This window comes from Paracoccus solventivorans, assembly GCF_900142875.1.
Classification (GTDB): Bacteria; Pseudomonadota; Alphaproteobacteria; order Rhodobacterales; family Rhodobacteraceae; genus Paracoccus; species Paracoccus solventivorans.
Genome location: NZ_FRCK01000014.1, coordinates 1 through 25582, shown reverse-complemented (window position 1 = coordinate 25582; position 25582 = coordinate 1). Strand labels below are relative to the sequence as shown.

Below are 25582 nucleotides of genomic sequence, written 5' to 3'. Positions count from 1 at the left end.
AGCAGCTCAGATGCTCTTCAGGCCCACCCGCGCTTCCAGCTTGGCGGCTTCTTCCTTCCGCTCGCTATAGCGGCTGGTGAGGTAGTCTGAGGCGCCCCGCGTCAGAAGGGTGAACTTCAATAATTCCTCCATGACGTCCACCACGCGGTCGTAGAAGGCGGAAGGCTTCATGCGGTCCGCCTCGTCGAACTCCTGCCACGCCTTCGCAATCGAGGACTGGTTGGGGATCGTGACCATCCGCATCCAGCGCCCGAGCACGCGCATCTGGTTCACGGCATTGAAGGACTGCGAGCCACCCGACACCTGCATGAGTGCCAGCGTGCGGCCCTGCGTGGGCCGGATCGCGCCTCCGGGAAGCGGAATCCAGTCGATCTGCGCCTTCAGCACCGCGCTCATGGCGCCGTGGCGCTCGGGGCTGGTCCAGACCTGCCCTTCCGACCACAGCATGGCCTCGCGCAGTTCCACGACCTTGGGGTGGGTGGCTTCAGCGTCGTCGGGCAGGGGCAGGCCATGGGCGTGGTAAACTTGCGTTTCCGCACCCATGGCATCGAGAAGGCACTGCGCCTCGAAGGTCAGAAGGCGCGAGTAGGAACGCTCGCGCAACGATCCGTAAAGCAGCAGGATGCGGGGCGGGTGCGTGGGCATTGACGCTGCCAGTCGAGCAAGGTCCGGCCGCTCGAAGGCTCCGACAGCAAGGTTGGGAAGCTCGGTCTTCTCAAGCATCGCGCCCGCCCTTCCGGCGAACCGCCTCGCCGTCCTCCTTGGTGAACTCCGCCACCGGATGGTCGAGAAGGTCGAGGACCGCCTCGGACGGCCGGCAGAGCCGTGTGCCCTTGGGCGTCTCCACAATGGGGCGGTTGATGAGGATCGGATGCGCCAGCATGGCGTCGAGGAGCTGGTCGTCGGTCAGCGAAAGATCGTTCAGACCCAGTTCGACGTAAGGCGTGCCCTTCTCGCGCAGCAGATCGCGCGGCGTGATACTCATGGCGGCGATCAGTTCCTTCAGGCGCTCGCGGCTTGGGGGCTCTTTCAGATACTCGATGACGACCGACTCTTCACCGCTGGCCCGGATCATGGACAGGGTGTTGCGCGAGGTGCCGCAGGCGGGGTTGTGCCAGATGGTGACGGTCATGGCCGGCGCGTCCTTTCGGGGAACCAGTGGCGGGTGCGGTTGGCGAAGGCCACGAGGGAGAGCATCACCGGCACCTCGACGAGGACGCCCACGACAGTGGCGAGCGCTGCCCCCGAGTTCAGGCCGAAGAGGCTGATCGCCACCGCGACCGCCAGTTCGAAGAAGTTCGAGGTGCCGATCATCGCGCAGGGCGCGGCAATGTCGAACGGCACTCGCAGCGCCCGCGCCGCGCCGTAGGCGATGGCAAAGATGCCGTAGCTCTGGATCAGGAGGGGCACGGCGATGAGGAGGATCACCAGCGGGTTCTCTATGATCTTCTCTCCCTGGAAGCCGAAGAGCAGCACCACGGTGATCAGCAGCGCCGCCATGGTGAGGGGCTTGATACGGTCCCGAAAGGCTTCGACGGCCTCCTCCCCGCCATGGGCCACGAGGCGGTTGCGGGTGAGGATGCCGGCTGCGAGCGGCACAACGATGTAGAGTAGCACAGATAGCAGCAGGGTGCCCCACGGAACCACAATGTCGGTGACGCCCAGCAGCAGCGCCACGATGGGGGCGAAGGCCACGACCATGATGAGATCGTTCACGCTCACCTGCACGAGCGTGTAGGTCGGATCGCCCCGCGTCAGGTTCGACCAGACGAAGACCATGGCCGTGCAAGGTGCAGCACCGAGCAGGATCACGCCAGCGAGATACGCTTGCGCGTCCTCAGGCGGGATGAGGCCGGCGAAGACGTGCTCGAAGAACAGCACGCCCAGGGCGGCCATGGTGAAAGGCTTGATGAGCCAGTTCACCACCAGGGTGATGAGGAGGCCCCGAGGTTCCTCGCCCACCCGGCGGATCGAGCCGAAGTCTACGCCCACCATCATCGGGTAGACCATGGCCCAGATCAGCACGGCGACGGGCAGGTTAACGGAGGCGACCTCCATCCGGGCGAGGTCCGCAAAGAGGCCGGGCGCCAGATTGCCCAGCACGATCCCCGCTACGATGGCACCCGCGACCCAGAGCGAGAGCCAGCGCTCGAAGGTGCCGAGCCCCCCTGCGGGGGCGGATGCGTCGGCCATGTGGTCCGTCATGAATATCTCCGGGAAGTCAGCAGCAGGGCGCAAGTTCGGCCACAAGCGGCGCGCACAACTCGGCGCGGCCTCCGCAGCAATCCTTGAGCAGGAAGAGCGTGAGCGCGCGCATGCGCTCCAGGTTGGCGCGGTAGATGATCGAGCGGCCGTCCCGTTCGCCTGCGACCAGGCCTGCATGGGACAAGATCGTGAGATGAGCTGAAAGGGTGTTGGCCGGCACGTCCAGAGCGCGGGCAAGTTCTCCCGCAGACAGGCCCTCGGGTTCATGACGCACAAGGAGCCGGAAGCACTCCAGCCGTGTGGGCTGAGCAAGGGCGGACAGGGCAGCGATAGCGTGAGATGATTCCATAAATCTAGAATAATGGAATTATACAGGATGCACAAGGCCCAAGGCTCTTCCGTTGCTTACGGGACAACCCTGCTTAGTAGGGTCTAGCCTGACCCACACGCACTTCTCGACCTCGGCGCTAGTCGGCGCGGTAGTTCTCACAGCTATCAACGCTGCGGGCCGTGCCCTCTAGCAGTTCCCCGACCAAGGCCAGCAGTTCGTCGATGCGCGGATCGGTCAGCCGGTAGTAGACGAAGCGCCCGCGCGGCTCGCCCGCCACCAGCCCGCACTCGCTGAGGCAGCGCAGGTGGTTCGAGGCATTGGGCTGGCTCAGACCGGTGGCGGCGACGATCTCGCTCACCGACAAGGTTCCCGAGCGCAAGGCTTCAAGGATCGCCAGCCTCGAGGGGTCGGCCAACCCCCGGAAGAACTTGGCCTGCTGTGCCACGGCCAGAACCTTCGCGATTGGCGCGGTCAGGAGTTCGGTTGCACTCGACATATCAGTTCCTAGTGATATATTACTCGTCGTGTCAAAGGAAGATGGCTGATGAGCGACGGGGTTTCCATGAGCCAGGCTGAAACTGCGCGCTACCGCGTCACCGGCATGGACTGCGCCTCTTGCGCAGCGAAGATCGAGAAGGCGGCGCGTTCAGTCGGCATCGAGGACGTGAAGGTTTCGACAGCCACCCAGATCATGACCCTGCACGCCGACGCCACGCGGCGGCCACAGGTCGAACAGGCCGTGACTGCCCTCGGCTACCAGCTCGACCGGCTGGACCGGCCCAAGGCCGAGGCAGGGTCCGGGGCGGACGATGATGACGAACTGCCCCGCGACCTGTCTCACATCACTCCGGCCTACAAGCGCGCGCTGTGGATCGTGGTGATCCTCAACGTGGGTTACGGCTTGGTCGAGATGGCTGGCGGCTTTCTCTCGGGCTCGCAGGCGCTCAAGGCTGACGCGCTCGACTTCCTGGGCGATGGCCTCATCACCTTCCTGGGCCTTCTGGCCATCGGCTGGAGCCTGCTCTGGCGCGCGCGCTCCGCCCTCATTCAGGGCCTGTTCCTGGGCGCGCTCGGCTTGGGTGTCCTTGCCAACACCGCCTACCGGGTGCTGGCTCTGAACCAGCCCGAGGCCGAACTCATGGGCCTGTTTGGTGCCATAGCCCTCGTCGTCAACGTGGCGGCGGCACTGGCGCTGATCCCGCATCGGGCCGGTGACGCCAACGTCCGTGCGGTGTGGCTGTTCTCGCGCAACGACGCCATCGGCAATGCGGCGGTCGTGGTTGCGGCGGGGCTCGTGGCTTGGACCGGCACGGCTTGGCCCGATCTGGTCGTGGCGGCCGTGATCGCCGGGTTGTTCCTGCAATCCTCGTGGTTGATCGTCAGGGATGCCCGAAACGACCTGCGTGAGGCCCGGTGAGCGGCCGTGCCTTGGGCCTGGGCTGCGCAGTGGCGGCCTTTGCGTTCGATCAGGGGACCAAGGCTCTTGCCCTGCGTTCCGCGACCTTGGCAGAGAGCGTTGAGGTCCTGCCCATCCTCAACCTCGTGCTCGTGCGCAACAGGGGCATCAGCTTCGGGATGCTCGGCGGCGTTATGCCGTGGTGGGCCCTGACTGTCGTCAGCCTCGCCATCGTGGCGGTCTTGGCGGCCTGGCTCTGGAGGGCGCAAAGCCGCGTGCTGAGTGTGGCCCTGGGTCTGGTGATCGGCGGCGCGCTGTCCAACGTCCTCGACCGGGTGAGACATGGAGCGGTGACAGACTTCTTGGATTTTCACTTCGCCACCTATCACTGGCCCGCCTTCAACTTGGCGGACATGGCGATTGTCGCAGGGGCCGCGCTTCTGCTGCTCGATGGCCTGCGAGGCCAAAAGCGCGAAGCTGCCATCACGACGCAGTCAACTTGATGGGCAAGTCGCTTTCGCTGGGGCTTTGTGCAGTCGCCCTCCTCGCGGCGGTCGGTCTTGCCGTCGAGGCGTCCGCGCAGAGGTCAGACTGGTGGGGCGGCGATCCGTCCGCCCCTGCCACAGCGCCGCCCCCCGACGCCGGTCGCGGGGGGCGCCTGGCGGCGGAGGCCTGCGCGACGTGCCATGGAGAGGACGGCGACAGTCCCGACCCGCTCTACCCGAAGCTGGCGGGGCAGCGGGCCGGCTACCTCCACCGGCAACTCCTGGCGTTCCGCTCGGGGCACCGCCGTTCGGACGTCATGGCGGACGTCGCGGCCGCCCTCTCCGACGCCGACATGGCCGACCTCGCTGCCTTCTACAGCCGGCAGGTCAGGCGGCCCGACGCGGTCGATGACAGAGAGCTGGCCGAGCGCGGGCGGCAGATCTTCAAGGGCGGCCACCAGCCGAGGATGCCCTCATGTGCTATGTGTCACGGCGCATCCAGCCAGGGCCACATGCCCATGATGGGCATGCGACCGATGATGAGCATGATGGAGGACGCGCCGATCCTCAACGGCCAGCACGCCGGCTATCTCGTCGACCAGTTGCGCCAGTTCGCCACCGGCGAGCGCCAGGCCACCACGATGATGGGTATGATGATGGGGCGCGCCGCGTCGACGCTGACCGAGGCAGAGGCACGATCAGTGGCGGAATACCTTTCGGGTCTGCCGTGAGATTGACGGGCGTCCATCGACGTAGGTTTCGCGCCCTGTCGCACATGCGCAATTTCATCCCTTGCGCCCACCCAACCAGAACCACCGTCGAGGTGGAGGCGCAGGCGCAGGATCGGATTTTTCCCTTTGGTGGGTCAGCAGCGCGGTGAGGCGCCGCCGTTCCGCAGCTTGGCCGACATGTCGTCGCCATGAAGGGCGGCCGGATCGTGACCGAGCCGGTGCTTTCCGCGCTCTACGACACACCGATTGAGGTCTCGTGCTACGACGACCGCCCGCTGGCCCTGCACCACCCTCAGCCGCGACCGCGTGAGCAGAGGCGCGACGACAGGCAGAGCTGTGAGCATCCCAACCTTACAGCCCCAGTTCAGCGTGGGAGCCAAGCCGTACCAGTTGTAGCGCCTCCGCGTCGGGCTTTCGGTAGATCAGCACCAAGTCCGGTTTAACGTGACAGTCCCGATGATCCTTCCAGTCGCCCGTCAGCGCGTGATCGCGGTGACGGGGTTCCAGCGGCTCGTCGTTGGCCAGTGCTGCGAGGATGGGGACCAGCATGGCATCCAGTGATTTTCCATGCCGCCCCTTTGCCTCTCGTTTGTAGTCGCGCTTGAACTGACTGCTGCGTTCAATCCTCCGCATGCAGGTCCGCCATCAGGTCCTCTACGGTGGCGAACTGCTTGCCTTTCCCTTCCCGCATTTCTCTCATCGCCGCGATCGTCGTCTCGTTCGGAGTCAGAGGCTCGAAAGGCAACGCCTTCTCGCGCGCGACCTTCGTCAGCATCAGCCGGACGGCATCAGACACGGTGAGCCCCATTGCAGCCAAGACAGCAGCGGCTTCTGCTTTAACCTCGCCGTCAATGCGGGCTTGTACCAGTTTATTTGCAGCCATCAGCGTGCCCCCCTACTTTATGAATGACAATGTAATGCACGCCTGACGTACGGACAACCCTTCTGCTGCGTGCGACGGGACGCAGCCGCAGCCGCAGCAGACCCGGCCCATGTTGCCGGGCTTTCGATAGCCAAGGCTGCTAGCAGACAGGCATCTCTTCGCCGGATTCGATCGTCCGCAGCGCGCCGTCAGGCAGCGGCCGCTGCAGGTTCTTCGCCTCGGGCCACGGCAGCGTCAGCCATGCCTGCCAGTCCTCGGGCCGGGTCAGGATCACGGGCATCGCCTTGGGATGGACGACCGCCACCTCGGCGTTCGGCGTCGTGGTCAGAAAGCCGAACAGGTCATCGACCGTTTCGCCGTCCTTCACCTTGCGGACGGAGCGCCAGGCTCGCGTTTCGATGCCCGCAAAGAACGCGGGAGCATCCGCTACCGGTGCGAACCACTGGTTGCCCTGGCCCTTGCCGCGCGGCTCTGCGAAGGCCGTCAACGGCACCAGACAGCGTTGCCCCGGTTCAAGCCAGCGCCGCCAGTGTGGCGAAGCGGTGTTGCGGATGTTGGTCACGCCGGGATCACGCTGCGTCTTCAGGTGCTGTGGGGGTGTCGGCATGCCCCAGCGGGCTTGGACGATCTCGGGGCCGTTCTCGCCGTTGCGAATGATCGGCGCCAGCCGATCGGGATAGACGTCGATCGGCCAAGGTGCATTGCCGGTTCGGTCTGAAGCAGAGAACAACCGGCTGATCTCGTCCGCGCTGGGGCGGGTGCGGTAAAGATTGCAGATGTTCGTGCTCTCCTATTGCCGATCCTTCGGGCAAAGCAGGTCAAACTGCTCGGCCGCCAAGGTCACGCCGTAGCGTGTTTCTCCGTCCTTTTCGTAGCTGCTTTCGCGGATCGTGCCGCGCGCGTGAACCAGATCTCCCGGTCCAAGGTTCACCTTCGCCCATCGCACAGTGTTCTCGTTGAAGATGGTCACGGTGTTCCAGTAGGGTTTTCCTTCCCATTCGCCCTTCTCGTTCTTGCGACCGTAGTCCGCAGCGATGGAAACCTTCAAAGTAGAACCGGCAGGCGCGATGTTCCCAACTCGGCCAAATATCTGGTATTCTGCAAATGTTTTCATAGCATTAACTCCATAGTCTATAGTTCAATAGCAGTCCCGTCAGCGCAGGGTCCAGGGAGAAACAGGGCGCAGTCAGGATGCTGCCTCACGCTGGCGCGCGCGGTCACGAAGACCGATCAGCATACCGGCCAGATTGAAGGCGTGGCGGCGATTGCGACGCAGCAGTTCGATCAGCGTGCCTCCGGGATTGCGGATTGGCGTCACCGGATGGAGGCGGTTGGCGTCGATCGCCAGAACCGTAAGAGCTGCGCGGTAGGGCGTCAGATCTTTGCACGCCTGGGCCCAGGCGTGCTGGCCGATGCCAAGCTCGGGCACGCGACGTCCGGCGGCCGCGATGATAACTGCCCGACTCCATCGCCCGCCTCTCGCCTCGATCTGAAGCCAGGTCAGGAAGTCCTCATGCGCGATCTGCCCGATGAGCGGAGGTGTCAGCCAGTCCACATCCGAGGGGTTGCGCTCCGCTCCTCCGCTTCCATCATCTTGTTCTAAGCCTTCGGCTGACCCGTCAGGGTCGGCCGCAAGATGGATATCTCCGGCCCGCCAGCGGGCTGTCGTGTTTTTGGCGGAGGAACCGCTACAGTCTTCAATTAGAGGATCGGTTGTAGAATGTAGTATCGGCGGTGCTTCAGCATCCGGCGCGGCGGAAATTTTACCGCACAGTGACACGATCTTCCACAGCTCGTCCGTGTGTACCTCGACCTCGTCCAGATGGTCTTTCAGCTCTTCGACACTGCGGAAAACAGCGTAACGCCGAGGCCAGGCATCGTAGGCAGCTTGGGCAGACTGGAGAGCCGGGTGCTGCGGATCCCTCGCGCGCAGATCGTCCAGAGCAAGCCGGAACCTGCGGCGGGCGCAGGAGCATTCGAGGCGCAGCGCCCGATAGACGGCGTTGGCCTGCTTGTGGGCCCGCCGCAAGGCGTCAAGCTGCGGCAGGGCCTCAATGAGGGGCTGGAAGCTGATGCCCAGGCGCTCGCCCGCGCGGGTGCTGCCGCCACGACGCCCGTCGTTTCCAGTGCGCCGTTCGATCAACCTCAGCCGTTCAAGCGCCCGCTCATGGCCGCGGATCGTACGGCTGTCGCGACCTCGATCATGGGCGACGTCCTGCTGGTGGATCATGCAGACCGGATCGCCGTCGGGGTCGGACCAGTCGTCATAGTCGGTAGCGGAAATCAGCCGCAGAAGGGTGTCGCGCAAGGGCGCAGTCAGCCCCAAGGCGTTACCCGCGTCGATAATGAGCTGCACGACAGCATCTCGTGTGCAGCGGCGCCCGCTCGGCAGCCGGCGCTGTGGTCGCTCGTCCGCAAGGGGACGCGCATAGGCATAGGTCATGTTGTGGCTCCTGTATGATGGAGCACGGGGTCTTCGGACATGACTCAGCTGTTCGCAGAGGCTGCGTTTTTGCCTTGCATCATGTGCGGGAAGGGCCTAGATAGAGCCTTGAATGCTTGTGGGCTCTCAGGTCGCCAAACCTGTGGTTCTAGGATCTTCCCCGCCGGTCGCCCCCGTGCGGGGATTTCCTTTTTGGGGGTTTCGCTGCTCCTCGTGATTCCTGTGACCTTGTCGGCCGATTTTTTGAACGTCTTACACCCACAGTGGCTTACCAGCAACTTTTAGTACAAACGAGCCTCATACCTGCAAGAGGTAGTAGATGAGGGTCTCGCTGCTGAAGCAGTCCTCCTGCGCAGGCTGGCCGCACCCGCTCGCTGCTGACACTTTAGCGCAGCGCGCGGGCTTGAGGCGGGTATGCGATAAATCAATAGCGCACGAACTCACTCTGAATGGCTCCGGTGTGATCCCGATAGCGAAGGAAAACGCCGCGCAACCGGCCTTGGTAGTCGTTCTTCGTCACAGTCTGCTCGGGACGACCCGGTCGGCCAATGACGCGTGGATCACTGTCTGCCCCGTGAAGCGTGTAGGTGCGGGTCGTCCCCCCGGCGACTTCCGCCAGCCATGAGGGGCCATCCTCGTAGCTTGACCGGACCCAATGGAAGTCGCCGTTCCCGCGGTATTCACCGATGTCGGCACCGGCCGCGGCAAAGAAGGCGTCGAGCTCGGGATCGGCAGCGGTGCCAAGGTCGCGGGGCTCCTCGGCCGGGGGGGCGGTGAACTCGGCGGGCAGGCCGTCGATCTGCTCGGCGTTGAACACGCGATAGGCTTTCAGGTAGGGGACCTTACGTGCCTCCTCGGCTCCCTCGTCCTCGCGCTCGACGGTGCCGTATTTGACGACGGTGGCGGATTTCTCGCCCTTGCGGACCTGCCCGCCCGCTTCCTGCGCCTGCCGGTAGGTGAACCAGTGGGCGGCGCGATAGCCCTTCTCGGCTGCGGACAGCCAGAGCATCAGGACGTTGATGCCGCGATAGGGCTCGCCATTGGCGCGGCGGGGGAAGGCGGCGGCGCCGGTGTCTCCGGTCCACGGCTTGCGCCATGCCGGGGTGCCCGCCTCAAGGCTGGCGATGATGGTGTCGGTGACGTGCTGGTAAAGGTCGAAGGCCATTTGTGGCGTTCCTCTCGCGACGGGGCGGCCGGGTCTGTTGCCCGTTCCGCCGATGGGCGAGCCTTCCTGTTCTGATTTCTGAAAGGCCCATACCTTTCGGAAAGCAGAGCGGGGAGGGCGCAGCCCTGCCCGCGGCCCCGCCCGGGACTGTCACGGGGTCGGGAAGCCGGGGTGGTGCGGCCCGCAGCGCGACGCGCGAGGACACGGCCCGGCTGAACGACGACGCCCGGCACGGGCGGCGCTTGCCCCTTGACCGGCTTGGGCGGGGATGCGTGGCGGACCCAGGAACAGAAAAAGCGTCGGGGCGGGGGTGAGCGGGCGCAGCCCGTCGATCCTCCGGCATGGCAACAGTTCGTCTCAGCCCGCGCACCTGCGTGGGCTTCTCCTGTCTGATCTGTTTCGGCCGTCGCAGACGGGCAGGGGCGGCTTGCGCCGCCCTCGCCTTCACTCCGTATCGTCGGGCGCGTCCTTCGGCTCGAAGAGGACCAACTCGGTGGCGCCGACCGGGAAATCCAGCTTGATGGTGAAGGCGCTCTTGGCCCCGTCCCGCTGCGGGAACATCACGCCGACAGACCGGAAGCGGGTCTTGCCGTCGCGGCCTTCGACGGGAACGGTGACACGGTAGTAGTTGGACATGGCGGTTCTCCTTTTTCCGTGCGGATCGGGAGGGCCGGGGTCATGAGGCCGGCGGTCAACGGCTGATTTGGCGCGCGAGGAATGGCCGCAGGCCAAGGGAAATCAGTCGTTGAAGGCCCGCTCGCGGGCCGGTCCGCCGGCCGCCCCGGCCCAGATTGCACAGACAGGAAAAAGGGGAACGCTGATGCCAACGCTCGGCAACGGGTGGCTCGGCAGGCTGCGACGGAAAGACCCGCTCCCCGGTGCAGGTTGCCAGGCGCAAAGGGACGGCAACGATGACAGGTAAGCCGCTGGATTTCCCGGTCGGAGCCGCCGGGCATCATGCAGGACCGGATGCTCGCCCGTGCGGCGTGAAGGCGACGGCGGCGCAGTCGGCCCACACAGATCCCTGCGCGAGGATCGTTGCCCGCATGGGCCGAGCTAGGCGCTTGCGCCTGGCTCGGGTGAAGGCCGCTTTGTGGCCGGAACCAGAGCCGATCCCGGCTTGCCGGGACGCGCCCTAATCACTCTAACTGTGGTGGCGTCGAAGGATGGACGGCACAGGAAAGGCTGACCGGACGACCCGGCTTGCGGCGGAAAAGGCCCCTCAGAAGGCGGGCCCAAGATTCCTTCATCGCTAAGAAGGAAGTCAGGGGCTAAACCGCACGCTTGTGAGGGTTGGGATTCAGGCTGCTGTAGCGCGTAACTTTACACGGCAGGTGTAGGCATATAGGCTGCCAGTAGCTTAGAGGGCCTGATTGCCATGGCACGATCTAAAGAAAAGCCGACCATAACCACCCCTCATCCGGGCGGATTTGTGCGGGCCACGATCATCGAGCCTCTGGGGTTATCGGTCAAGGAAGCGGCCCAAGCCCTTGGTGTCCATCGTGTCGCCCTGTCCCGGTTCTTGAACGAGCAGGCCGGCCTGTCCGCTGAAATGGCGATCCGGCTGCAAAAAGCGTTCGGAGCGAACATGGTCGAGCTGATGCGTATGCAGAATGACTTCGATATCGCTCGCGCCCGCGAGCATGAGCACGAGATCGAAGTAAGCCGCTATGTTCCGGCCGATGCGCAGCTTTTGACGCAGCCGCGCCTATTCTGACGTGAGAGGACACCGACCGGAATGACCGTCACGACCTGTTTTGATGTTTTCGCTCAGTGCTGTCAGGCCGTCCATGACGGCGAGCTGATTGAATCCGTGAGCGCCAAGGATAAAGAATTCCACTTTCAGAACTGGTTTCAGAAGCGCCTTGCGGCGCTTGCCCTGAACTTCGAGGGGTCCGGCCGGAATACCTATCCCGACTTCAGCTTGGTCAAGTTTACCGAGGGTTATGAGATCAAGGGCCTCGCCTGGCCCGGCCGTGAGCGGGACTACGACTCCAACAGCCAAGTGCCGACCGGCCTCCACAACGGCCGCCAGATTTTCTACGTCTTCGGTCGCTACCCAGCCGACCTCACCCCCTACGCCGAACAGGGCAACGGCCGCAGGCAGTACCCGGTTGTGGACCTGGTGCTCTGCCACGGCGATTTTCTGAACGCCGATCACAACTACGTCCACAAGAACAAGAGCGTGAAGGGCTTTGGCACCTACGGCGACATCATGATCCGCGACCGGAAAATGTATGTCGCCCCGACGCCCTTCGCCCTCACCGAGGGCACCACGGGAATGATGACCCTCATCATTCCCGAAGGTTTTGGCGCAGATGACCGCTTCCAGACCGTCGGGACGCTGACTCGCATCGAGGCAGACAGCCTTGTCGTCGGCTACACCTTCGACCTGCGGACGAACGAGTTGAAGGCCGAGAAGGTCCCGAACCCACGCGCCGGAACGCAGCACCGCTTTGCGGCGTACCGGCTGAAGAGCCAGGCCGGCAAGCCTGTAAAGATGGTGGAGCGCCTCCCGCAACCGCTAGACCTCGGCAATGGGGCGGATGAATGACAATACCCCCCGTCCCCTTCACGGCCGAGGACGCCACCACCGCGCTCGAGACAGCCTTTCCGCTTTTGGAAATCAGCCAGGTCGCCGAGCAGGAGAGCTGGCGCAAGGAGATCAACCGGCCCCTCTACCATATCCATAAATGGTGGGCGACGCGCCTCGGGTCCGTCTTCCGCGCCATCACCCTTGCGGCGCTCAGTCCTCCCGGTCAAGGCCAATGGCAGGATTTCTACCGGCAGCACAACTTCACCAGCAAAGTGGTGCTTGATCCCTTCATGGGTAGCGGCACGACTTTAGGAGAAAGCCTGAAGCTGGGAGCAAAGGCGGTCGGCTGCGACATTAACCCCGTCAGCAGCTTCCTTGTCCACCAAGCGCTGACACCCGTGCCGGAAGACGAACTGCGCACCGCCTTCGCCGCTCTTGAGACCGAGGTCGCGCCGCAGATACGGCGCTACTACCAGACGCGCGACCCGGCGACAGGAGCGCTCATCCCGATCATGTATGCGTTCTGGGTCAAGGTGCTCGACACGCCTTGCGGCGAAGAGGTCCCCCTGTTCGCCCGCTATGTCTTCTCGCAGGACGCTTATCCAAAAAAGAAGCCGCGAGCGCAGATCGTCTGCCCTTCATGCTGGACCGTCTTTGAGGACCGCTACGACACGGCCGCCGCGACCTGTGCCGGATGCGGCCACCATTTTAACCCGCAGCAAGGCCCGGCCTCTGGTCAGACCGTCACGACCCGGCAGGGCCGATCCTACAAGATCAAAGACCTTTTGCCGAAGGCCGGGCCGCCCCGGCATCGGCTTTATGCCCTTATGGCCTTGCGACCGAGTGGCGAGAAAATCTACCTGCCCGCCCGGCCTGAAGACCGCGCCTTGTACGACGAGGCCGCCGCGCGCCTTGCCACCGAGGACTTGCCGCTTCCGACCTTTGCCGTGCGCCCCGGCCACAACACCGACCAGGCGCGCGGCTACAACTACCACGCTTGGCGCGACTTCTTTAACGCCCGTCAGCTCCTCTGCTTGGGGCTTCTCCTGCGCGCCATTACGCGCATCGAGGACCGGGCAGTTCGTGAGCAGCTTCTATGCCTGTTTTCGAGCACGCTGGAATTCAACAACCTTTTTTGCAGCTTCAAAGGCGAAGGGACTGGCGCTGTCCGGCATATGTTCTCGAACCACATCCTGAAGCCCGAACGGACCCCGCTGGAAAACTCCGTGTGGGGCACGAGCCGCAGCAGCGGCACCTTCACATCACTGTTCGAGTCGCGGCTTCTCCGGGCCAAGCGTTACCTGGCCGAGCCCTTCGAGCTGCGCCTGAAAAACGACCATCTTGGAGAACGGGCTGGATCGTCCAAGGTCATCGCCAGTGCACCGATCGCGCCGACCCTAGCCACGAGTTGGGACGAGCTTGCCGCCAGCAGCGGCAGCGCCGCCCTGATCCTGAACGGCAACAGTGCCAGCCTGCCTATCCCGGACAAGGCGGTGGACGCGGTTATCACCGACCCGCCCTACTTCGACTTCGTTCACTACAGCGAGCTGAGCGACTTCTTCTTCGCCTGGCTCGCGCCCGCACTGAAGGACACCTATCCATTTTTCAATCGCGAGGACTCGTCCGCTGACGGCGAAGTGCAGGACAAGGACCCCAGCATCTTCGCTCACCACCTTGGGCTTGTCTTCGCCGAATGCCGCCGCGTCCTGAAGGATGAAGGCGTCCTAGCCTTCAGCTTCCATCACTCCCGACCGGACGGCTGGGCCGCCATCTACCGCGCCTTGTCTGACGCGGGCCTGTCGGTAGTCGCGGCGCACCCCGTCCATGCCGAGTTGCGCGCGGCAAGCCCCAAGACCGCCGCCAAGGACCCCATCAGCCTTGATGCCATCCTCGTCTGCCGCAAGCAGGCCGCCGTTCACCCGAAGCGCTACTCTGCCCCCACTATCCTCGCGGAGACGGACGCCTACAGCCGTATGCTGCGCGCCGGAGGGCTGAGCCTGTCGCGCAGCGACGAGTTTGTCATCGCGGCCGCGCACGCGCTGATCTCGGCAGGTGCTGAAGATCTGCCCTTTGTCCAGATGCAGAATCGCCTTGAAGAACTGCAAGTCGCGCTTGGAAATAACCTGGCTGTCGACGCAGTTGCCGCCGAATAGCGATTGCCGATGAAGCTAATTGGAGCCTGAAGATATACAGGCAAGATGTTCAGAGCGTTAGAGCGTCAGCGAAACGGATCGACGAGGCGCTTCCCGCACAAACATGTATGCTCGCGCCTCGAACAGAAACCAACAACGCAACCTCACGATGAGCAAGGTAGAGAAATTAATATCTCGCTCCCCGTCAACTAGGCCCTGCATCGAAGTGATGTCCTCCGAACTTGGCCGAACCGGGAAGCTCGGATGCGAATGCCACTCGCCCAGGTAGTTGAATCGCCTGTAGTCCGCTCCGGTCCGCCGGAAAAAGTCGCCAAGTGCCGCAGAGTGGTGCTTGGGGCTGCGGACGAAGTGGGCGGCCGTGCCGGACACCGCGTCGACGGAGAATTCGATGATGCGGAAATGGTCTGGCGCGACTTGCTCGCCCATGAGGATCCCGCCGATCTCGCGCCGCCCGGCCCGCCTGAGGCATCCGCTCAGCTTGGCGCGCTGCTCACTGGGTAGGCTGATCGTGATCATCGAAGGCATTAGGCACTAGCTCGCGAAGCAGCTCGAGACTCTGTTCCATGGAGGCCACGTCACGCCCAATCTTCCAAGACTCGGCGTCAATCAACTCGATCGGCCACGTCTCGAACGGGGCCGAGAAGATCCATGATTGGCTGAGGCCAACCGCATAGGCTGGCGACGGAAAGGCGCTTTCGTCAGGGTGGACCAGTACGTCGATGGTGAGACGAGCTACGTGGCCCGCAACGATGGCTACCTCCGCGTCGTCCGCAAGGAGGGGTGCCTCGTTCCCGGCTGTACCGGCATAAGGTGCGGCTGCGCTCGCTAGCGGCGCCGCGACCCCGTGGGCGTTACACCAGCCCACGATCTGGTTGCGCGCTGCCTGCGGCTCGGGCTCGTGCCCCGGCCGGACCCGCGCGACGAGGCCCCCGATGCCGCCGCCGAACACTTCGCCCCACACCATCGGCTTCTGGCCGGCACGGGCAACGGCCGCACAGAAGTTGAAGCAAACAGGGTCGGCGGTGGCATCGACGATGACGTCGCATGCCTGCAGGACCGACATTACGGACTCGGTCGACTCGGCACTCTCCTGACCGCCCAGTGCGACGCGGCGCGTGCTAACCTCCACTTCGCCAGCGACCTCGACGAGACGCGCGCGAAGCGCATCCACCTTGTGGACGCCGACGGCAGGCGCGGCGAGCTCGTTCCGCGCGAGGTTGGCCTCCATGAGAATATCATCGTCGACAAGGGTGAAGCGACGCAGCCCCGCGCGCAGGAGCATGACGGCCACCTTGGACCCAAGCGACCCACAGCCTACGAGGCCGATGCTCTTGCCGGCGAGAGCGGCATAGCTGTCGGGGACACGAGGCTCGATCGGCTGGACCATAAGCGTGCGCGAGCGACAGAAATGGCGATCGCCGGCACCGTCGAACACGGCGAAGTGAGCAGGCTCCTCGCTGGTCAAGATGACGAAGTCCATATCCTCGCCAGGTTCCACAACACGCTTCCGAAGTGCGTCGAGGCCCAGATGATTCAACAGAGAAGCCACTCCTTCCTTGGTCGGGGATGGGATTGGGACGCCAAGTGGGAGCCGAACGGCATAGCACCGCCGACTGGTCCCAGGGACACCAGCAGGCCAAGCTCCGATCCAGGGCGAGCCGTCGACCTCCGTCACGGTCGTGGTAACGACGCCCATCTGGAGCTTCTCGACGAGGCCGATCTCGACGCACCGGCCCGGCTCGATGTGCCGCAACCGTTCGTTGGCCGCCTGTGTCACCAAGAACCTGAAGGAGGTCCCACGGACGCTCTGTCCCAGGGAGACACGATGCGCCGAGGGCACCTCGCGAGGAGCCGCACCCCTTTCGTTGGCCAAAAGGCGGTAGGCGCTTTCCACCATCATTGCGCCCGTAATTTCGGCCGTCCAGTTATCGGCGCGAAACTCGAGGCAGAGGCTCCCGCCGTCACCATACTGATGACCCGACAGCCGGGCCCCGTCCCGCGGTACGACAGTGGGCGGAGCGTTCGGGTGGAAGCCCGAGTAGGTCATCGTGAGCGGGATCACCTCGCCCTCGTGCTCGACATCGAAGTCGACAGACAGAGCCGCTCCGTCGGTCAGGTACCATCGCACGTTGCCGAGCCAGCCCGCCTGCTCCGCAAGCTCCGCGACTCCCCGACGCTCGGCATGGGCCCGCGCCGGATCCTCAAGCCACCAGATCACGCGGCGCCGCCGAAACCCTGCGGCTTCGTCGGAACCCGCTCCTTGTTGGGGAACGACAGCGCTGCACCAGGAGGCGCGACGGAGGCCACCTTCAGAAGCGTGGGCCGAGCGGGAGGCTGGCGGCGACGGTAGGCGCGATCCGCGAGTTCAGAGCCGACCCCGCGTTCCCATGTCTCGGTGATGACCTTGCGGTCGGTCGAGCCCGCAGCACGGAGGAAGTCGCTTCGCGCTCTGTCCAGCCAGTCGAAGAATGCCTGCGCCCGCTCGGGGTGCTCGGCCCACTTGTCGGCGAAGTTCTCCAGCTCGTCGGTGGGATTCGGTATCCAGTACTGCCCGGCGCGTTGCTGGATGTACTTATCCATTCCCGCGAGGATGGACGCGAGCGCCTGGCCGACGGTGTCCTCGCCCCCGTATGAGTGTGCCGAGAGGGTGGTAACGATTACCGAGATCGGGCGGACGTCGGGACGGTCCGCGAACACATGGTCGCGATGGCGCTTCAGGATCATCACCGCGGCCTGAAGCGGCGTTCGGACCCTGTAGTCAGGGATGTCTTCTATGCTCGCCCGGACCTGCTCGGCCAGCCATCGCTTCCTGCGCTCCAAGGCTACAGCCATTCGGCTCCTGAACCACTCGCCGTAGCCTTTCGGGTTGGAGCGGGGCCACTCGTCCGTAACGTACGGATAGCTCCAGACTTGGTTGTCGGTAATGGCGATCGCGGTCGAGGCCCATCGCGCATCGACTCCGCGGCTCTCAAGCAGGGAACGGACGGACGCCGCGTCCGGGAGCGCAGGCACCACGTCCATGTGGAACTGAGCCCCGTCCGCGTAGTCCAGTGCCCAGCAGCGCCGCCCCTCCCTCAGGGGCTTGTTCATGCTCTTCGCCCGGCGATAGGCCTCGATCTCCGCCCCGAGAAGCTGCTTCAACCTTTGCTGGCTGAGCTCTCCCTTGCCGAGCTTGCGGAGCTCGCACACAGAGTCGATGTCGTACTCCTCGTCCTCGTTGGAGGGCCGGATCGTTGTGCCGAGGCGGAAGGAACCCTGGACGTAGACCTGAGGGTCATGCTCCCGAACCGTCGAATCTTCCCGGTGCAGCCAATCGCCGAGCGACTTGTAGCTGCGCTCCGCCTGCTCGTAGCGGCTGGTCGGGACACTCAGCTCTTCGGCGAGGTCCTCCAAGTACTCCTCGCTCTGGGGCGAGAGATCAGGTTTTTTCACACTAGCCTTCCCGAACATGATCCCTGCTGTGAGGCGACCGTCCTCCTGATTGGCGGCCACAACTGGACTCCGTGAATGAAACGTGAACACCGTGTAGCGGAAAACCGCGAGGACCGCCATGGCTAAGACCAGCATTCCGGCCAAGATCCAATTGGCGCTGTGGGCAAAGGCCGGAGGCCGCTGCGAGTATCGAGGCTGCAACATCGAGTTGATCGGGGACCTGATCGCAGGGCGTGAGGACGGCAAGTTCGGCTTTGTCGCCCATATCGTGGCCGACAGCCCGGAAGGGCCGCGGGGTGATCCCGTTCGCTCGCTTCTGTTGGCCCAAGATATCACAAACCTGATGTTGCTCTGCGCCACGCACCACAAGGGCGTTGACGTTGACTACCTTGCGGACCACCCTGAAGAAATCTTGCTCGAGATGAAGGCGGAGCACGAGGATCGCATTTCCATTGTCACGGGGATCGCGGAGGAGCGTGCCTCACACGTAATCCGGTTCGCGGCCGATATCGGGCGGAACGACGCCCTGGTCTCGACCCGCTCGATCTTCGCGGCGATGCCGCCCGACCGCCACCCCGCCCAGGGTAGGACGATCGACATCGAGCTTGTCGGCTGCGAGTACGCCGACCACGAAGCGAAGTACTGGGAGGTCCAACAAGACAACCTGAGGCGGCAGTTCGCGCGCAAGGTGAAAGAGCGTATTGAGCAGAGGGAGATCAACCAGATTAGCGTCTTCGCGTTGGCGCCCCAGCCGTTACTAATCGAGCTGGGGCGCCTTCTGGGTGACATCGTGCCCGTGTCGGTCCACCAACGTCACCGCGAGCCATCGACTTGGCGCTGGCAGCCGAACCAGCCCGCGATCACGTTCCAGACTGGGGAGCCCGCGCAACCTCGGTACTCGACCGTAGCGTTGAAGCTCGCTTTAAGCGCAACTGTCAACGACGACCGCATCCATGCGGTACTCGGGGACAATGTACAGATTTGGTCGCTCACTGCAGACAACCCCCACAACGACATCATGCGCCGCCCAGAAGACCTCGCAGAGTTCAAGCGGCGCGTCCGGTACCTCTTTGACCGCATCAAGGCAGCGCATGGCGAGGACGCTATAATCAATGTCTTCCCGGCATTGCCCAACTCAACTGCCGTGGAAGTGGGGCGCATTTGGATGTCAAAAGCGGACTTACCGCTGCGCATATGGGATCAGAACCGTACTGTGGGCGGCTTTGTTTCCACGTTGACGATTGCATAAGCCTGTGGCTGAACCCAAACGCCTCCAACCTGGAGAGGCTCGCTCAGCGGGAGCGATCCCTCAACGCCGTGTCCCACAGGCTTGGCCCGCGCACCGGCGGTTTCGCATCCTGTCTCTCGATGGCGGGGGCGTTCGGGGAGTTTTTCCCGCCACGATTTTAGCCGAGCTTGAGCGCCGCTACACGAATGGTCGCTCTGTTGGCGAGTTCTTCGACCTCATAGCGGGAACGTCAACCGGCGGAATCTTGAGCCTGGGACTTGGCGCTGGCCTCAGCGGACGCGAGCTCCAAGACCTCTACGTCGAGCGCGGGGACGAGGTCTTCCCACCTCCTCCTAGCGGCTTTCGCGGCCGCTTGAGAGCGGTTTGGCGTAACAGCCTGCACTATCTCCACTACCGCTACGACCGCGTTGCCTTGGAAACGCTACTAAGGGAGCGCCTCGGGGCCGGTACGCTCCTCGGAAGCTCCAAGGTCCGGCTGATCGTGCCGGCGTTCGATGGTCGCCACAGCGAGGTTTTTGTCTTCAAGACTCCGCATCACCCTGACTACAAGACCGACAGGCACGTGCCCATGGTGACAATTGGACTCGCTACAGCCGCGGCTCCAACTTTTTTTCGGCCGTTGGAGCGCGGCGGCTATCTCCTGGTGGACGGAGGTGTTTGGGCCAACAACCCGGTCATGTTAGCAGTGATCGAGGCGCTGACTTGCTTCACGGTTGAGTCCAACCAGATCGACGTTCTGACGATCGGCGGTGGAGACGATCCTTACATCATCTCGTCGAGGCAGATCCGGTTGGGTGGGTTGTTTTTCTGGAAGGATGCGATTTTCGCGGCCATGCGGCTCCAGTCGCTTGCCGCGACGAACCAGGCACGGCTGCTGCTCGGGCCCCCTAATGTTATGCGCCTCGACCCCCCGATTAACGAGAAGCGAATTGAGCTTGACGATTGGCGGAGGGCTGTCGAAGGGCTCGTTCCTGCAGCGGTGAAGAGCGTGGCCGCGAAGGGTGATATGATCGCAGAGCAGTTCCTCGTCACGCCGGCGCAGCCCTATACGCCCTGCCCTGAGTAGGCGGCGCCGTCAGCCGCGCGGGCCGACCAACTCCCGGAAAGCCAGTCATCGTGTCAAACAAACGTTCGTATGTTGGACATCTTGGCGGATGCCATACCAGGCCTCGTCTTGGTACCTCTTTTATGTCTGGAAACCGTGTCCTGAAATCAGTTGTCCGACATACCATGTTCAGGTACTATCCTGACATGCTGATCGGCTATGCCCGCGTCTCGACCGACGACCAGAACCTGGACCTGCAGCGCGACGCCCTTCTGCGTGCGGGCTGCGAGAGGATCTTCGAGGAGAAGGAGTCTGGCCGCGCCGGCACGAAGCGTCCCGCCCTGGAAGCCGCGCTTGGGTTCCTGCGCCCCGAGGACCAGCTCGTAGTCTGGAAGGTGGACCGGCTGGGCCGCTCCCTGCGCGAGATGCTGGACACCGCCCACAAGCTCCAGGCGCAGGGAGTCAGGCTCCGCTCTCTCACCGAGGCGGTGGACACCGAGACCCCCACGGGGCGGCTCATGTTCAACTTCCTGGGCACCATCGCCGAGTACTTCCTCGACCTTAACCGCGAGCGGACGCTCGAAGGGCTCAAGGCCGCGGCCGCCAGAGGCCGCAAGGGCGGGCGGCGTCGGAAGCTCTCCGAGGACGACCTCGCGATGGCCCGGGCGCTCCTCAAGGATCCGAGCATCCCTGTGGCGCAGATCGCCAAGCGCCTCGACGTGAGCCGGGCCACCTTCTACGCCTACTTCCCCGCAGCGAGGAGGCAGAGCCTGTCATGAGCGAAGAGCAGATCGATCTTCTCGACTGGCTGGCTGCGCATCCGATTGCTTCTCCTGAAGTCATGTTGTTCCCCGGTGAGGATGCGACCGGGGTCCAGGGTGTGGCGCCCGTCCTCCTTACTCGCGCCGACCCTTCCTGCAACATGCATCGGTTCTACGGTCTGGAGCTCGCGACCAGCCTCTTCGGCGAGTGCGGGGTAGTCCGTCACTGGGGGCGGATCGGGACCTCGGGCCGGAGCCGGACGGAGTGGTTCAATGAGCCTCAACAGGCAGAGGCTGCCTTCTTGATCCTGCTGAGGGCGAAGCGCAGGCGAGGATACGCGCCTTGAGGGCCGCCGCGGCGCAGTGGAACCACTAAGGGGCGTCCCGCCGGCCAGAGCCGCTGTCGCACAGAATCCGCGCGCCATGCCGCCAGAGAATGCGCCCGCGCGGCCATTCAATAGCGGCCTGTTTGAACACCAGCTCGGCGCTCGCGTAGCTGGCAACCTCCCCGAGCCGCTGGATCGTTCTCGATCCATCGTCGGCAATGAGGTCGATCGTGTGTGTAAGGCGAAGGTCGGGCATGTAAGAACATATCAGGAACAATCGCCCGACGCAATCCGTCAGCTCGGCGGGTCGAGTAACCGTAGCGCGCCATCCGGCAGAGGTCGCTGCAAGGCGCGAGCCTCGGTCCACGGTGCGATCAGCCATGCCTCCCATTCGTCAGGCCGCGTCAGGATCACTGGCATGGCCTTCGGATGGATCGGTGCGACCTCGGCGTTGGGGCTCGTGGTCAGGAAGCCGAACAGGTCGTCGGTTGTCTCGCCGTCCTTGACCTTGCGGACGGAGCGCCAAGCCCGCGTCTCGATCCCGGCGAAGAAGGCCGGGCAGTCGTCGTCAGGTGCGAACCACTGATTGCCGCGGCCCTTGCCAAGCGGTTCGGCGAAGGCGGTCAGCGGCACGAGGCAGCGGTGTGCCGGGTCCAGCCATCGCCGCCAGTGCGGCGAGGCCGTGTTGCGGATATTGGTTACGCCGGGGTCTCGCTGCGTCTTCATGTGCTGCGGCGGGGTCGGCATCCCCCAGCGGGCCTTGACGAGCTCCACCCCGCCATCAGCGGCATTGCGGATGATGGGGGCCAGTTGATCTGGATAGATGTCGCCGGGTTCGAGGTTTCCAGTGCGGTCGATCCAGCCCCGGTGTTGAAAGAGCTGACGCATGGCTTCCTGAGCGCGCGTCTGGCTGTACAAGTTGCACATGATCTCTGGGGCTCCGGCTGCGGCATCCAGACCATCGCGGTCGCGCGGCCGCCGCGCAATGGTCCCCCCGCCGCGCAGCGGCTCGGCGCGAAGCGCCATGTCCTGCTCGGCCACGGGCGCGGCCCGTGGGAGGGCGGGACTACCAGGCCCGGAGCAAAAAGGAGACCCCGCACGAGGCGGGGCCAGTTGTCCTCCGTCGCTGAAGGAAGGGGGTGTCAGGCAGCGTTGCGCCGGGCAGCGCGGCGGTCTCGAGTTCGACCGAGATATGATCCTGCGGAAATCTCTGAATGTGGCGGGCGCAAGCGGCATTGATCTGGCGGCTGTGGCGGCGGGGTTGTGTTCGGAGCGTCCACGCCTAGGCGATCCAGACGGGAAGGACCTAGTCCAGGCATCTTCACAGCTGTACGTCTGCACGGCTGAACATCTCAATCACGAGCGCGACCACGCGGGTCGATCAGCCAGCCGGGCGCGGCGCGGATGATCGCGGCAAGCTCGCCATGCTGCTCGATGAACAGCCTGTCGGCCTCGATCCGGCGGGTCTTGTGAAGATCGCTGGCAACGTGCCCGCTCGGGCGGCGGCACCAGGCTCCGGCCTTTGCGCGACAGGTCGGGCAGGCGACGGCGAGAACGGGATGCTCGTGCGCGGTGAAGTCGGGCATGATGGTGGCTCCACCAATCGGAGGGATGCGGGCGGCATGGCAGCGCCGCCCGCATTTTTCGGTCAGAAGCAGTCGGGCATCCATGCCTCGATGCGGGCCTTCTTCTCGGCGTCGATCTTCCACGCGGCCTGATAAGCGGGGTCGGTGAACAGCCGCTCCATCCCTGCCGCCTTCTCGCCCTTCTTCTGGCTCTTGAACGCCTTGAAGCCGGACCTCTGCGGATCGCAGCCGGTGAGGTCCAGATGCAGCGCATCCAGATACTCGGCGCTGACGCGGGCAAAGAAGTTCTCGGCGGTCGGCGTCCAGACCTGACGGATGCTGGCCTTCGTCTCGGCCTCGACCTTGGCAAAGATCGGATCGCGGTCGTCGTATTTGAGGCTGCGGGCAAGGGCGAGGGCCAGCACGGCGTTGCGGTGCTTCTTGCCCTTGGCGCGGAAGGCGTCGAAAGGGTCAGCCTCGGGCGCGCTGCCCTCGTCCTCGCCTTCTTCCTCGCCCTCGGTGGCGCGCAAGCGCGGATCGGGTGCAAAGCCGGTTTCCGTGGCGGGCGTGATCGGGCTTTCGTCGGTGCGGACGGCCAGCGGCCCGCCCCATTTCTCGGCGAAGGTGTAGGCCAGCAGGTCAAGCGCCAGTTCCGGCTTGTCGAGCATCGCGCCTTGGATTGCGGCGCTCCGCATCGCGCGCAAGTCGGCCACGAGTGCGCCGCTGTAGGGCGTTTTTGGGGCATCGGCCTTGGCCCCCTCGATCTGCCGCGCGGCGTGGCCGGTCAGAACTTCGGCCTCGACGGCGGCGGCGCGGTCCTCGGGGCGGACATAGGGGCCGTCCATCCTGATTGTGCCGTCCTGCGACACGCACATGAACCAGCCGCCGAACCGGCGCTGCGCGTCGGTGAAATCGCCGTCGAGGATCGCCTGCAAGGCGTCCAGTTCGGCCTCGCCCGCCTCGTCCAGAACCTCGGCCTGCGCGAGTTCCGCCAGTTCGTCGTAGCGTTCCGCCTGTTCTTCGGTCAGCTCGCCCTCGATGCAGTAGAGCCGCGCCAGCTTCTCGGCCATGCCATAGGGGACATAAGCCTCGTCCAGCGTCTCGATCCACGCCCATTCCGTTTCCTTGGCGTCCGCCGCCGCTTGCAGCTTCTCGGCAAAGAGCCGGTTCAGCAGGTCGGCGTCGTGCAGCAGGGTCGCTTCGGCAAAGAGGTCGGCGGTCGCCTTGCCACCTACGGCGCGGTAGGCGTCGATCCCGACAAAGCGGGCGCGGCGGTCGCTGGCGGCGTTGATCGCGTCCGGCTGCAACATTTGCTTGATGCGATGCTCGCTCGTCTCCCGGTTCCTGATCTGGTCCAGCACGGTGAGAGCAAGCGCCTCGTCGTCGGCCACGGTGAACGCCTTGGCCGCGCCAAGGTTGATTTCGCCCGCTTTCAGCGCGTCCAGCACCGGGGCAGGCAGGGCGGCAAGGGCGAGGCGGCGATAGACATGCGCCTCGGTGATGCCGAAGGTCCGGGCGATGGTCGGCACATCGGCGCCGCTCTCTCGCATCCGCCCGAAGGCGCGGATTTCGTCGGCGGGGTGCAGGTCCTCGCGGGCCGTGTTCTCGACCGCCGCCCATGCGCGAGCGGTCGCCGCGTCGGGGGCCAACCGGGTCGGGATGAAGGTCAGTTCCGTGCGATGCGCGATCAGTTCGGGGTCACGCTCGATCGCCAGCTTGATCGCGCGCCAGCGGCGGCCACCGGCGACGATACCGACCTTGCCTTGCTCGTCGCGGAAACCCGCGATCGGCTGGATCAGGCCGATCATGGCGATGCTGTCGGCCAGGAGCGCGATGCCCTCGGGGTCGACCTCCTGCCGGGGGTTCATGTCGGACAGGTAGAGGTCGTGGAGCGGGATGCCCTCGACGGCGGGGGCCTCGATGGCGCGGGTCTCAAAGGGCAGGGCGGTGACGTTGGACATGGCTGATTTCCTTGAAAGCGACGATGGTTTTTCCGGTGCCCTGCCCTTGGCGGGCAGGGTCGGGCCTGTGCGGGCGGTCAGTATTCGGAGGGGAACAGGATGGTCAGGACGCGGTGCGTCCTCGCCGGGTCGGTGGGCTCGGGGGAGCCGTATTCAAGCGCCCGGTCGTAGAGGTCGATCTTCCAGAACAGCTTTTCGCCATTGACCTCGACCACGCCGAAGCCGTGATCGCCCCACGGGTCATTGTCCTCGGTGAAGGCGGTATCGGTGGCGGCGGCGAGGTAGGCTTCCGTCTCGAAGTCGCGGCCACGGTCCCGGACGCCAGCGGTGACGACAACGGTGCCGGGGAGCGGGCATCCGGTGGGGGATACCAGCCCGGCGCGGAAGCGGTCGTTCTGCTCCCGGATGGTCAGCGTCTCGCGGGTCGGGAAGTCGCGCTCCGGGCCGAAATGGCCACAGCGCGGACAAGTGCGGGGGGATACTTGGGCAGACTGCTCGGCTCCGCAGTAGCCGCAGACATAGGTGGCAAAGGCCACGTCGTTCATGGCGTTCTCCTTCCAGCGACGGCCCCGCCTCGGTCTTTGCCTCGGTCGGGGTGCCCATGATGGGCGGGGGGTCAGGCGAGGACCGCGAAGCGGCGCCTCTCCTGAACCCCTGCCTCCCGGCGAGGGCTGGAGGGGGACCCGCGCAAGGTTGCGCGTAGGGGGCGAGGGGAGGGGGATCACCCGGCCTGCACGGAGCCGCAGGCCGAGGAAGGCCGGGGAAACCCCTCGCCCCCGTCAAGCGCGCGGCCTTGCGTGGGGGAACCGGCGGTTCCCGAGACGGACGCGCGTCTTCGCGCGGCCCACCAGGCCGGGGGCGTTCGGCTCGTCCGAATCCCCCCGGAGGTGCGATCCCCGCGACCGCGGGGATCTC

The 25582-nt window shown here is 64.7% G+C and carries 30 protein-coding genes; 10 read left to right on the top strand and 20 right to left on the bottom strand.

Annotated elements, in window-relative coordinates; translation table 11 throughout:
- Positions 1-6: 6 nt before the first annotated feature.
- From arsH to BUB57_RS15300, 5 genes are all read right to left on the bottom strand, one after another.
- Positions 7-723: an arsenical resistance protein ArsH gene (gene arsH, locus BUB57_RS15320; protein WP_073068600.1), complete on the bottom strand. Its 717-nt coding sequence runs from the start codon at positions 721-723 to the stop codon at positions 7-9.
- Complete coding sequence (gene arsC, locus BUB57_RS15315; RefSeq protein WP_073068599.1) at positions 716-1132, bottom strand: arsenate reductase (glutaredoxin); 417 nt, start codon at positions 1130-1132, stop codon at positions 716-718. Before arsC ends, arsH begins: the two co-directional genes overlap by 8 nt.
- The gene (arsB, locus tag BUB57_RS15310) at positions 1129-2193 is read right to left on the bottom strand and encodes an ACR3 family arsenite efflux transporter (RefSeq protein ID WP_073068698.1); all 1065 of its coding nucleotides are present in this window, start codon (positions 2191-2193) and stop codon (positions 1129-1131) included. Before arsB ends, arsC begins: the two co-directional genes overlap by 4 nt.
- 28 nt (positions 2194-2221) lie before the next feature.
- Positions 2222-2554, bottom strand: a complete 333-nt coding sequence (locus tag BUB57_RS15305) for an ArsR/SmtB family transcription factor (protein ID WP_073068597.1) — start codon at positions 2552-2554, stop codon at positions 2222-2224.
- A gap of 118 nt (positions 2555-2672) precedes the next feature.
- Entirely contained in the window at positions 2673-3032 is a 360-nt protein-coding gene (locus BUB57_RS15300) for an ArsR/SmtB family transcription factor (protein ID WP_073068595.1), read from the bottom strand.
- Between the two features lie 48 nt (positions 3033-3080).
- Here BUB57_RS15300 and BUB57_RS15295 point away from each other — a divergent pair, with 48 nt between their 5' ends.
- The 3 genes from BUB57_RS15295 to BUB57_RS15285 are packed head-to-tail and all read left to right on the top strand — an operon-like array spanning position 3081 to position 5148.
- Positions 3081-3953 (top strand): cation efflux transmembrane domain-containing protein, encoded by an 873-nt coding sequence (locus BUB57_RS15295; RefSeq protein WP_143159756.1) that lies wholly within the window; start codon positions 3081-3083, stop codon positions 3951-3953.
- A complete protein-coding gene (gene lspA / locus BUB57_RS15290) occupies positions 3950-4435 on the top strand; it encodes a signal peptidase II (RefSeq protein ID WP_084732214.1) in 486 nt (161 codons plus the stop codon). Before BUB57_RS15295 ends, lspA begins: the two co-directional genes overlap by 4 nt.
- Entirely contained in the window at positions 4435-5148 is a 714-nt protein-coding gene (locus tag BUB57_RS15285) for a c-type cytochrome (RefSeq protein WP_084732213.1), read from the top strand. The genes lspA and BUB57_RS15285 overlap by 1 nt, the downstream gene beginning before the upstream one ends.
- A gap of 351 nt (positions 5149-5499) precedes the next feature.
- On the opposite strand, the gene BUB57_RS15280 is transcribed toward BUB57_RS15285, so the two are convergent.
- The 7 genes from BUB57_RS15280 to BUB57_RS15250 form a co-directional block, all read right to left on the bottom strand.
- Positions 5500-5781, bottom strand: coding sequence for a type II toxin-antitoxin system YafQ family toxin (locus BUB57_RS15280; protein WP_073068593.1), 282 nt, complete (start codon positions 5779-5781; stop codon positions 5500-5502).
- Positions 5768-6031: a type II toxin-antitoxin system RelB/DinJ family antitoxin gene (locus BUB57_RS15275; protein ID WP_073068591.1), complete on the bottom strand. Its 264-nt coding sequence runs from the start codon at positions 6029-6031 to the stop codon at positions 5768-5770. Before BUB57_RS15275 ends, BUB57_RS15280 begins: the two co-directional genes overlap by 14 nt.
- A 139-nt stretch (positions 6032-6170) precedes the next feature.
- Entirely contained in the window at positions 6171-6761 is a 591-nt protein-coding gene (locus BUB57_RS15270; protein WP_234952109.1) for an SOS response-associated peptidase family protein, read from the bottom strand.
- A 60-nt stretch (positions 6762-6821) separates the two neighbouring features.
- The gene (locus tag BUB57_RS15265; protein WP_073068587.1) at positions 6822-7145 is read right to left on the bottom strand and encodes a single-stranded DNA-binding protein; all 324 of its coding nucleotides are present in this window, start codon (positions 7143-7145) and stop codon (positions 6822-6824) included.
- Positions 7146-7217: 72 nt separating this feature from the next.
- Positions 7218-8474, bottom strand: coding sequence for a replication initiation protein RepC (gene repC, locus BUB57_RS15260; protein ID WP_084732212.1), 1257 nt, complete (start codon positions 8472-8474; stop codon positions 7218-7220).
- A gap of 424 nt (positions 8475-8898) precedes the next feature.
- Positions 8899-9639, bottom strand: coding sequence for an ArdC-like ssDNA-binding domain-containing protein (locus tag BUB57_RS16360; RefSeq protein WP_084732211.1), 741 nt, complete (start codon positions 9637-9639; stop codon positions 8899-8901).
- A 444-nt stretch (positions 9640-10083) separates the two neighbouring features.
- Positions 10084-10275, bottom strand: a complete 192-nt coding sequence (locus BUB57_RS15250) for a hypothetical protein (protein WP_073068582.1) — start codon at positions 10273-10275, stop codon at positions 10084-10086.
- Positions 10276-11017: 742 nt separating this feature from the next.
- On the opposite strand from BUB57_RS15250, the gene BUB57_RS15245 reads away from it, so the two are divergent.
- The 3 genes from BUB57_RS15245 to BUB57_RS15235 are packed head-to-tail and all read left to right on the top strand — an operon-like array spanning position 11018 to position 14328.
- Positions 11018-11356 (top strand): HigA family addiction module antitoxin, encoded by a 339-nt coding sequence (locus tag BUB57_RS15245; protein WP_073068580.1) that lies wholly within the window; start codon positions 11018-11020, stop codon positions 11354-11356.
- 21 nt (positions 11357-11377) lie between these two features.
- Positions 11378-12193, top strand: coding sequence for a hypothetical protein (locus BUB57_RS15240; protein ID WP_073068578.1), 816 nt, complete (start codon positions 11378-11380; stop codon positions 12191-12193).
- Positions 12190-14328 carry a DNA methyltransferase gene (locus BUB57_RS15235; RefSeq protein ID WP_073068574.1) on the top strand — a complete coding sequence of 713 codons (2139 nt, stop codon included), beginning with the start codon at positions 12190-12192 and terminating at the stop codon, positions 14326-14328. The genes BUB57_RS15240 and BUB57_RS15235 overlap by 4 nt, the downstream gene beginning before the upstream one ends.
- Positions 14329-14385: 57 nt before the next feature.
- On the opposite strand, the gene BUB57_RS15230 is transcribed toward BUB57_RS15235, so the two are convergent.
- The 3 genes from BUB57_RS15230 to BUB57_RS15220 are packed head-to-tail and all read right to left on the bottom strand — an operon-like array spanning position 14386 to position 17895.
- A complete protein-coding gene (locus BUB57_RS15230) occupies positions 14386-14844 on the bottom strand; it encodes a M67 family metallopeptidase (protein ID WP_073068572.1) in 459 nt (152 codons plus the stop codon).
- Complete coding sequence (locus BUB57_RS15225) at positions 14819-16546, bottom strand: ThiF family adenylyltransferase (protein WP_073068569.1); 1728 nt, start codon at positions 16544-16546, stop codon at positions 14819-14821. The genes BUB57_RS15230 and BUB57_RS15225 overlap by 26 nt, the downstream gene beginning before the upstream one ends.
- A complete protein-coding gene (locus BUB57_RS15220; protein WP_234952108.1) occupies positions 16543-17895 on the bottom strand; it encodes a nucleotidyltransferase domain-containing protein in 1353 nt (450 codons plus the stop codon). Before BUB57_RS15220 ends, BUB57_RS15225 begins: the two co-directional genes overlap by 4 nt.
- Between BUB57_RS15220 and BUB57_RS15215 the strand changes: the two genes are divergently transcribed.
- The 4 genes from BUB57_RS15215 to BUB57_RS15200 all read left to right on the top strand — a co-directional run bounded on the left by BUB57_RS15215 (position 17879) and on the right by BUB57_RS15200 (position 21162).
- Positions 17879-19009, top strand: coding sequence for an SAVED domain-containing protein (locus BUB57_RS15215; protein WP_084732210.1), 1131 nt, complete (start codon positions 17879-17881; stop codon positions 19007-19009). The two genes, BUB57_RS15220 and BUB57_RS15215, sit on opposite strands and share 17 nt — an antisense overlap.
- A gap of 4 nt (positions 19010-19013) precedes the next feature.
- Entirely contained in the window at positions 19014-20075 is a 1062-nt protein-coding gene (locus BUB57_RS15210; protein WP_073068567.1) for a CBASS cGAMP-activated phospholipase, read from the top strand.
- A gap of 185 nt (positions 20076-20260) precedes the next feature.
- Positions 20261-20833, top strand: coding sequence for a recombinase family protein (locus BUB57_RS15205; RefSeq protein WP_073068689.1), 573 nt, complete (start codon positions 20261-20263; stop codon positions 20831-20833).
- Positions 20830-21162 carry a WGR domain-containing protein gene (locus BUB57_RS15200; RefSeq protein WP_234952107.1) on the top strand — a complete coding sequence of 111 codons (333 nt, stop codon included), beginning with the start codon at positions 20830-20832 and terminating at the stop codon, positions 21160-21162. Before BUB57_RS15205 ends, BUB57_RS15200 begins: the two co-directional genes overlap by 4 nt.
- A gap of 25 nt (positions 21163-21187) precedes the next feature.
- Here the strand turns inward: BUB57_RS15200 and BUB57_RS15195 are convergent, their stop codons facing one another.
- The 5 genes from BUB57_RS15195 to BUB57_RS15175 form a co-directional block, all read right to left on the bottom strand.
- A complete protein-coding gene (locus tag BUB57_RS15195) occupies positions 21188-21397 on the bottom strand; it encodes a hypothetical protein (RefSeq protein WP_073068565.1) in 210 nt (69 codons plus the stop codon).
- Positions 21398-21435: 38 nt separating this feature from the next.
- Entirely contained in the window at positions 21436-22182 is a 747-nt protein-coding gene (locus BUB57_RS15190; RefSeq protein ID WP_327082974.1) for an SOS response-associated peptidase, read from the bottom strand.
- A gap of 311 nt (positions 22183-22493) precedes the next feature.
- Positions 22494-22727 carry a zinc finger domain-containing protein gene (locus tag BUB57_RS15185; protein ID WP_073068564.1) on the bottom strand — a complete coding sequence of 78 codons (234 nt, stop codon included), beginning with the start codon at positions 22725-22727 and terminating at the stop codon, positions 22494-22496.
- Between the two features lie 62 nt (positions 22728-22789).
- Positions 22790-24667 carry a ParB/RepB/Spo0J family partition protein gene (locus BUB57_RS15180; RefSeq protein ID WP_084732209.1) on the bottom strand — a complete coding sequence of 626 codons (1878 nt, stop codon included), beginning with the start codon at positions 24665-24667 and terminating at the stop codon, positions 22790-22792.
- 77 nt (positions 24668-24744) lie between these two features.
- Positions 24745-25212, bottom strand: coding sequence for a DUF3768 domain-containing protein (locus BUB57_RS15175; protein ID WP_084732208.1), 468 nt, complete (start codon positions 25210-25212; stop codon positions 24745-24747).
- Between the last annotated feature and the right edge of the window lie 370 nt (positions 25213-25582).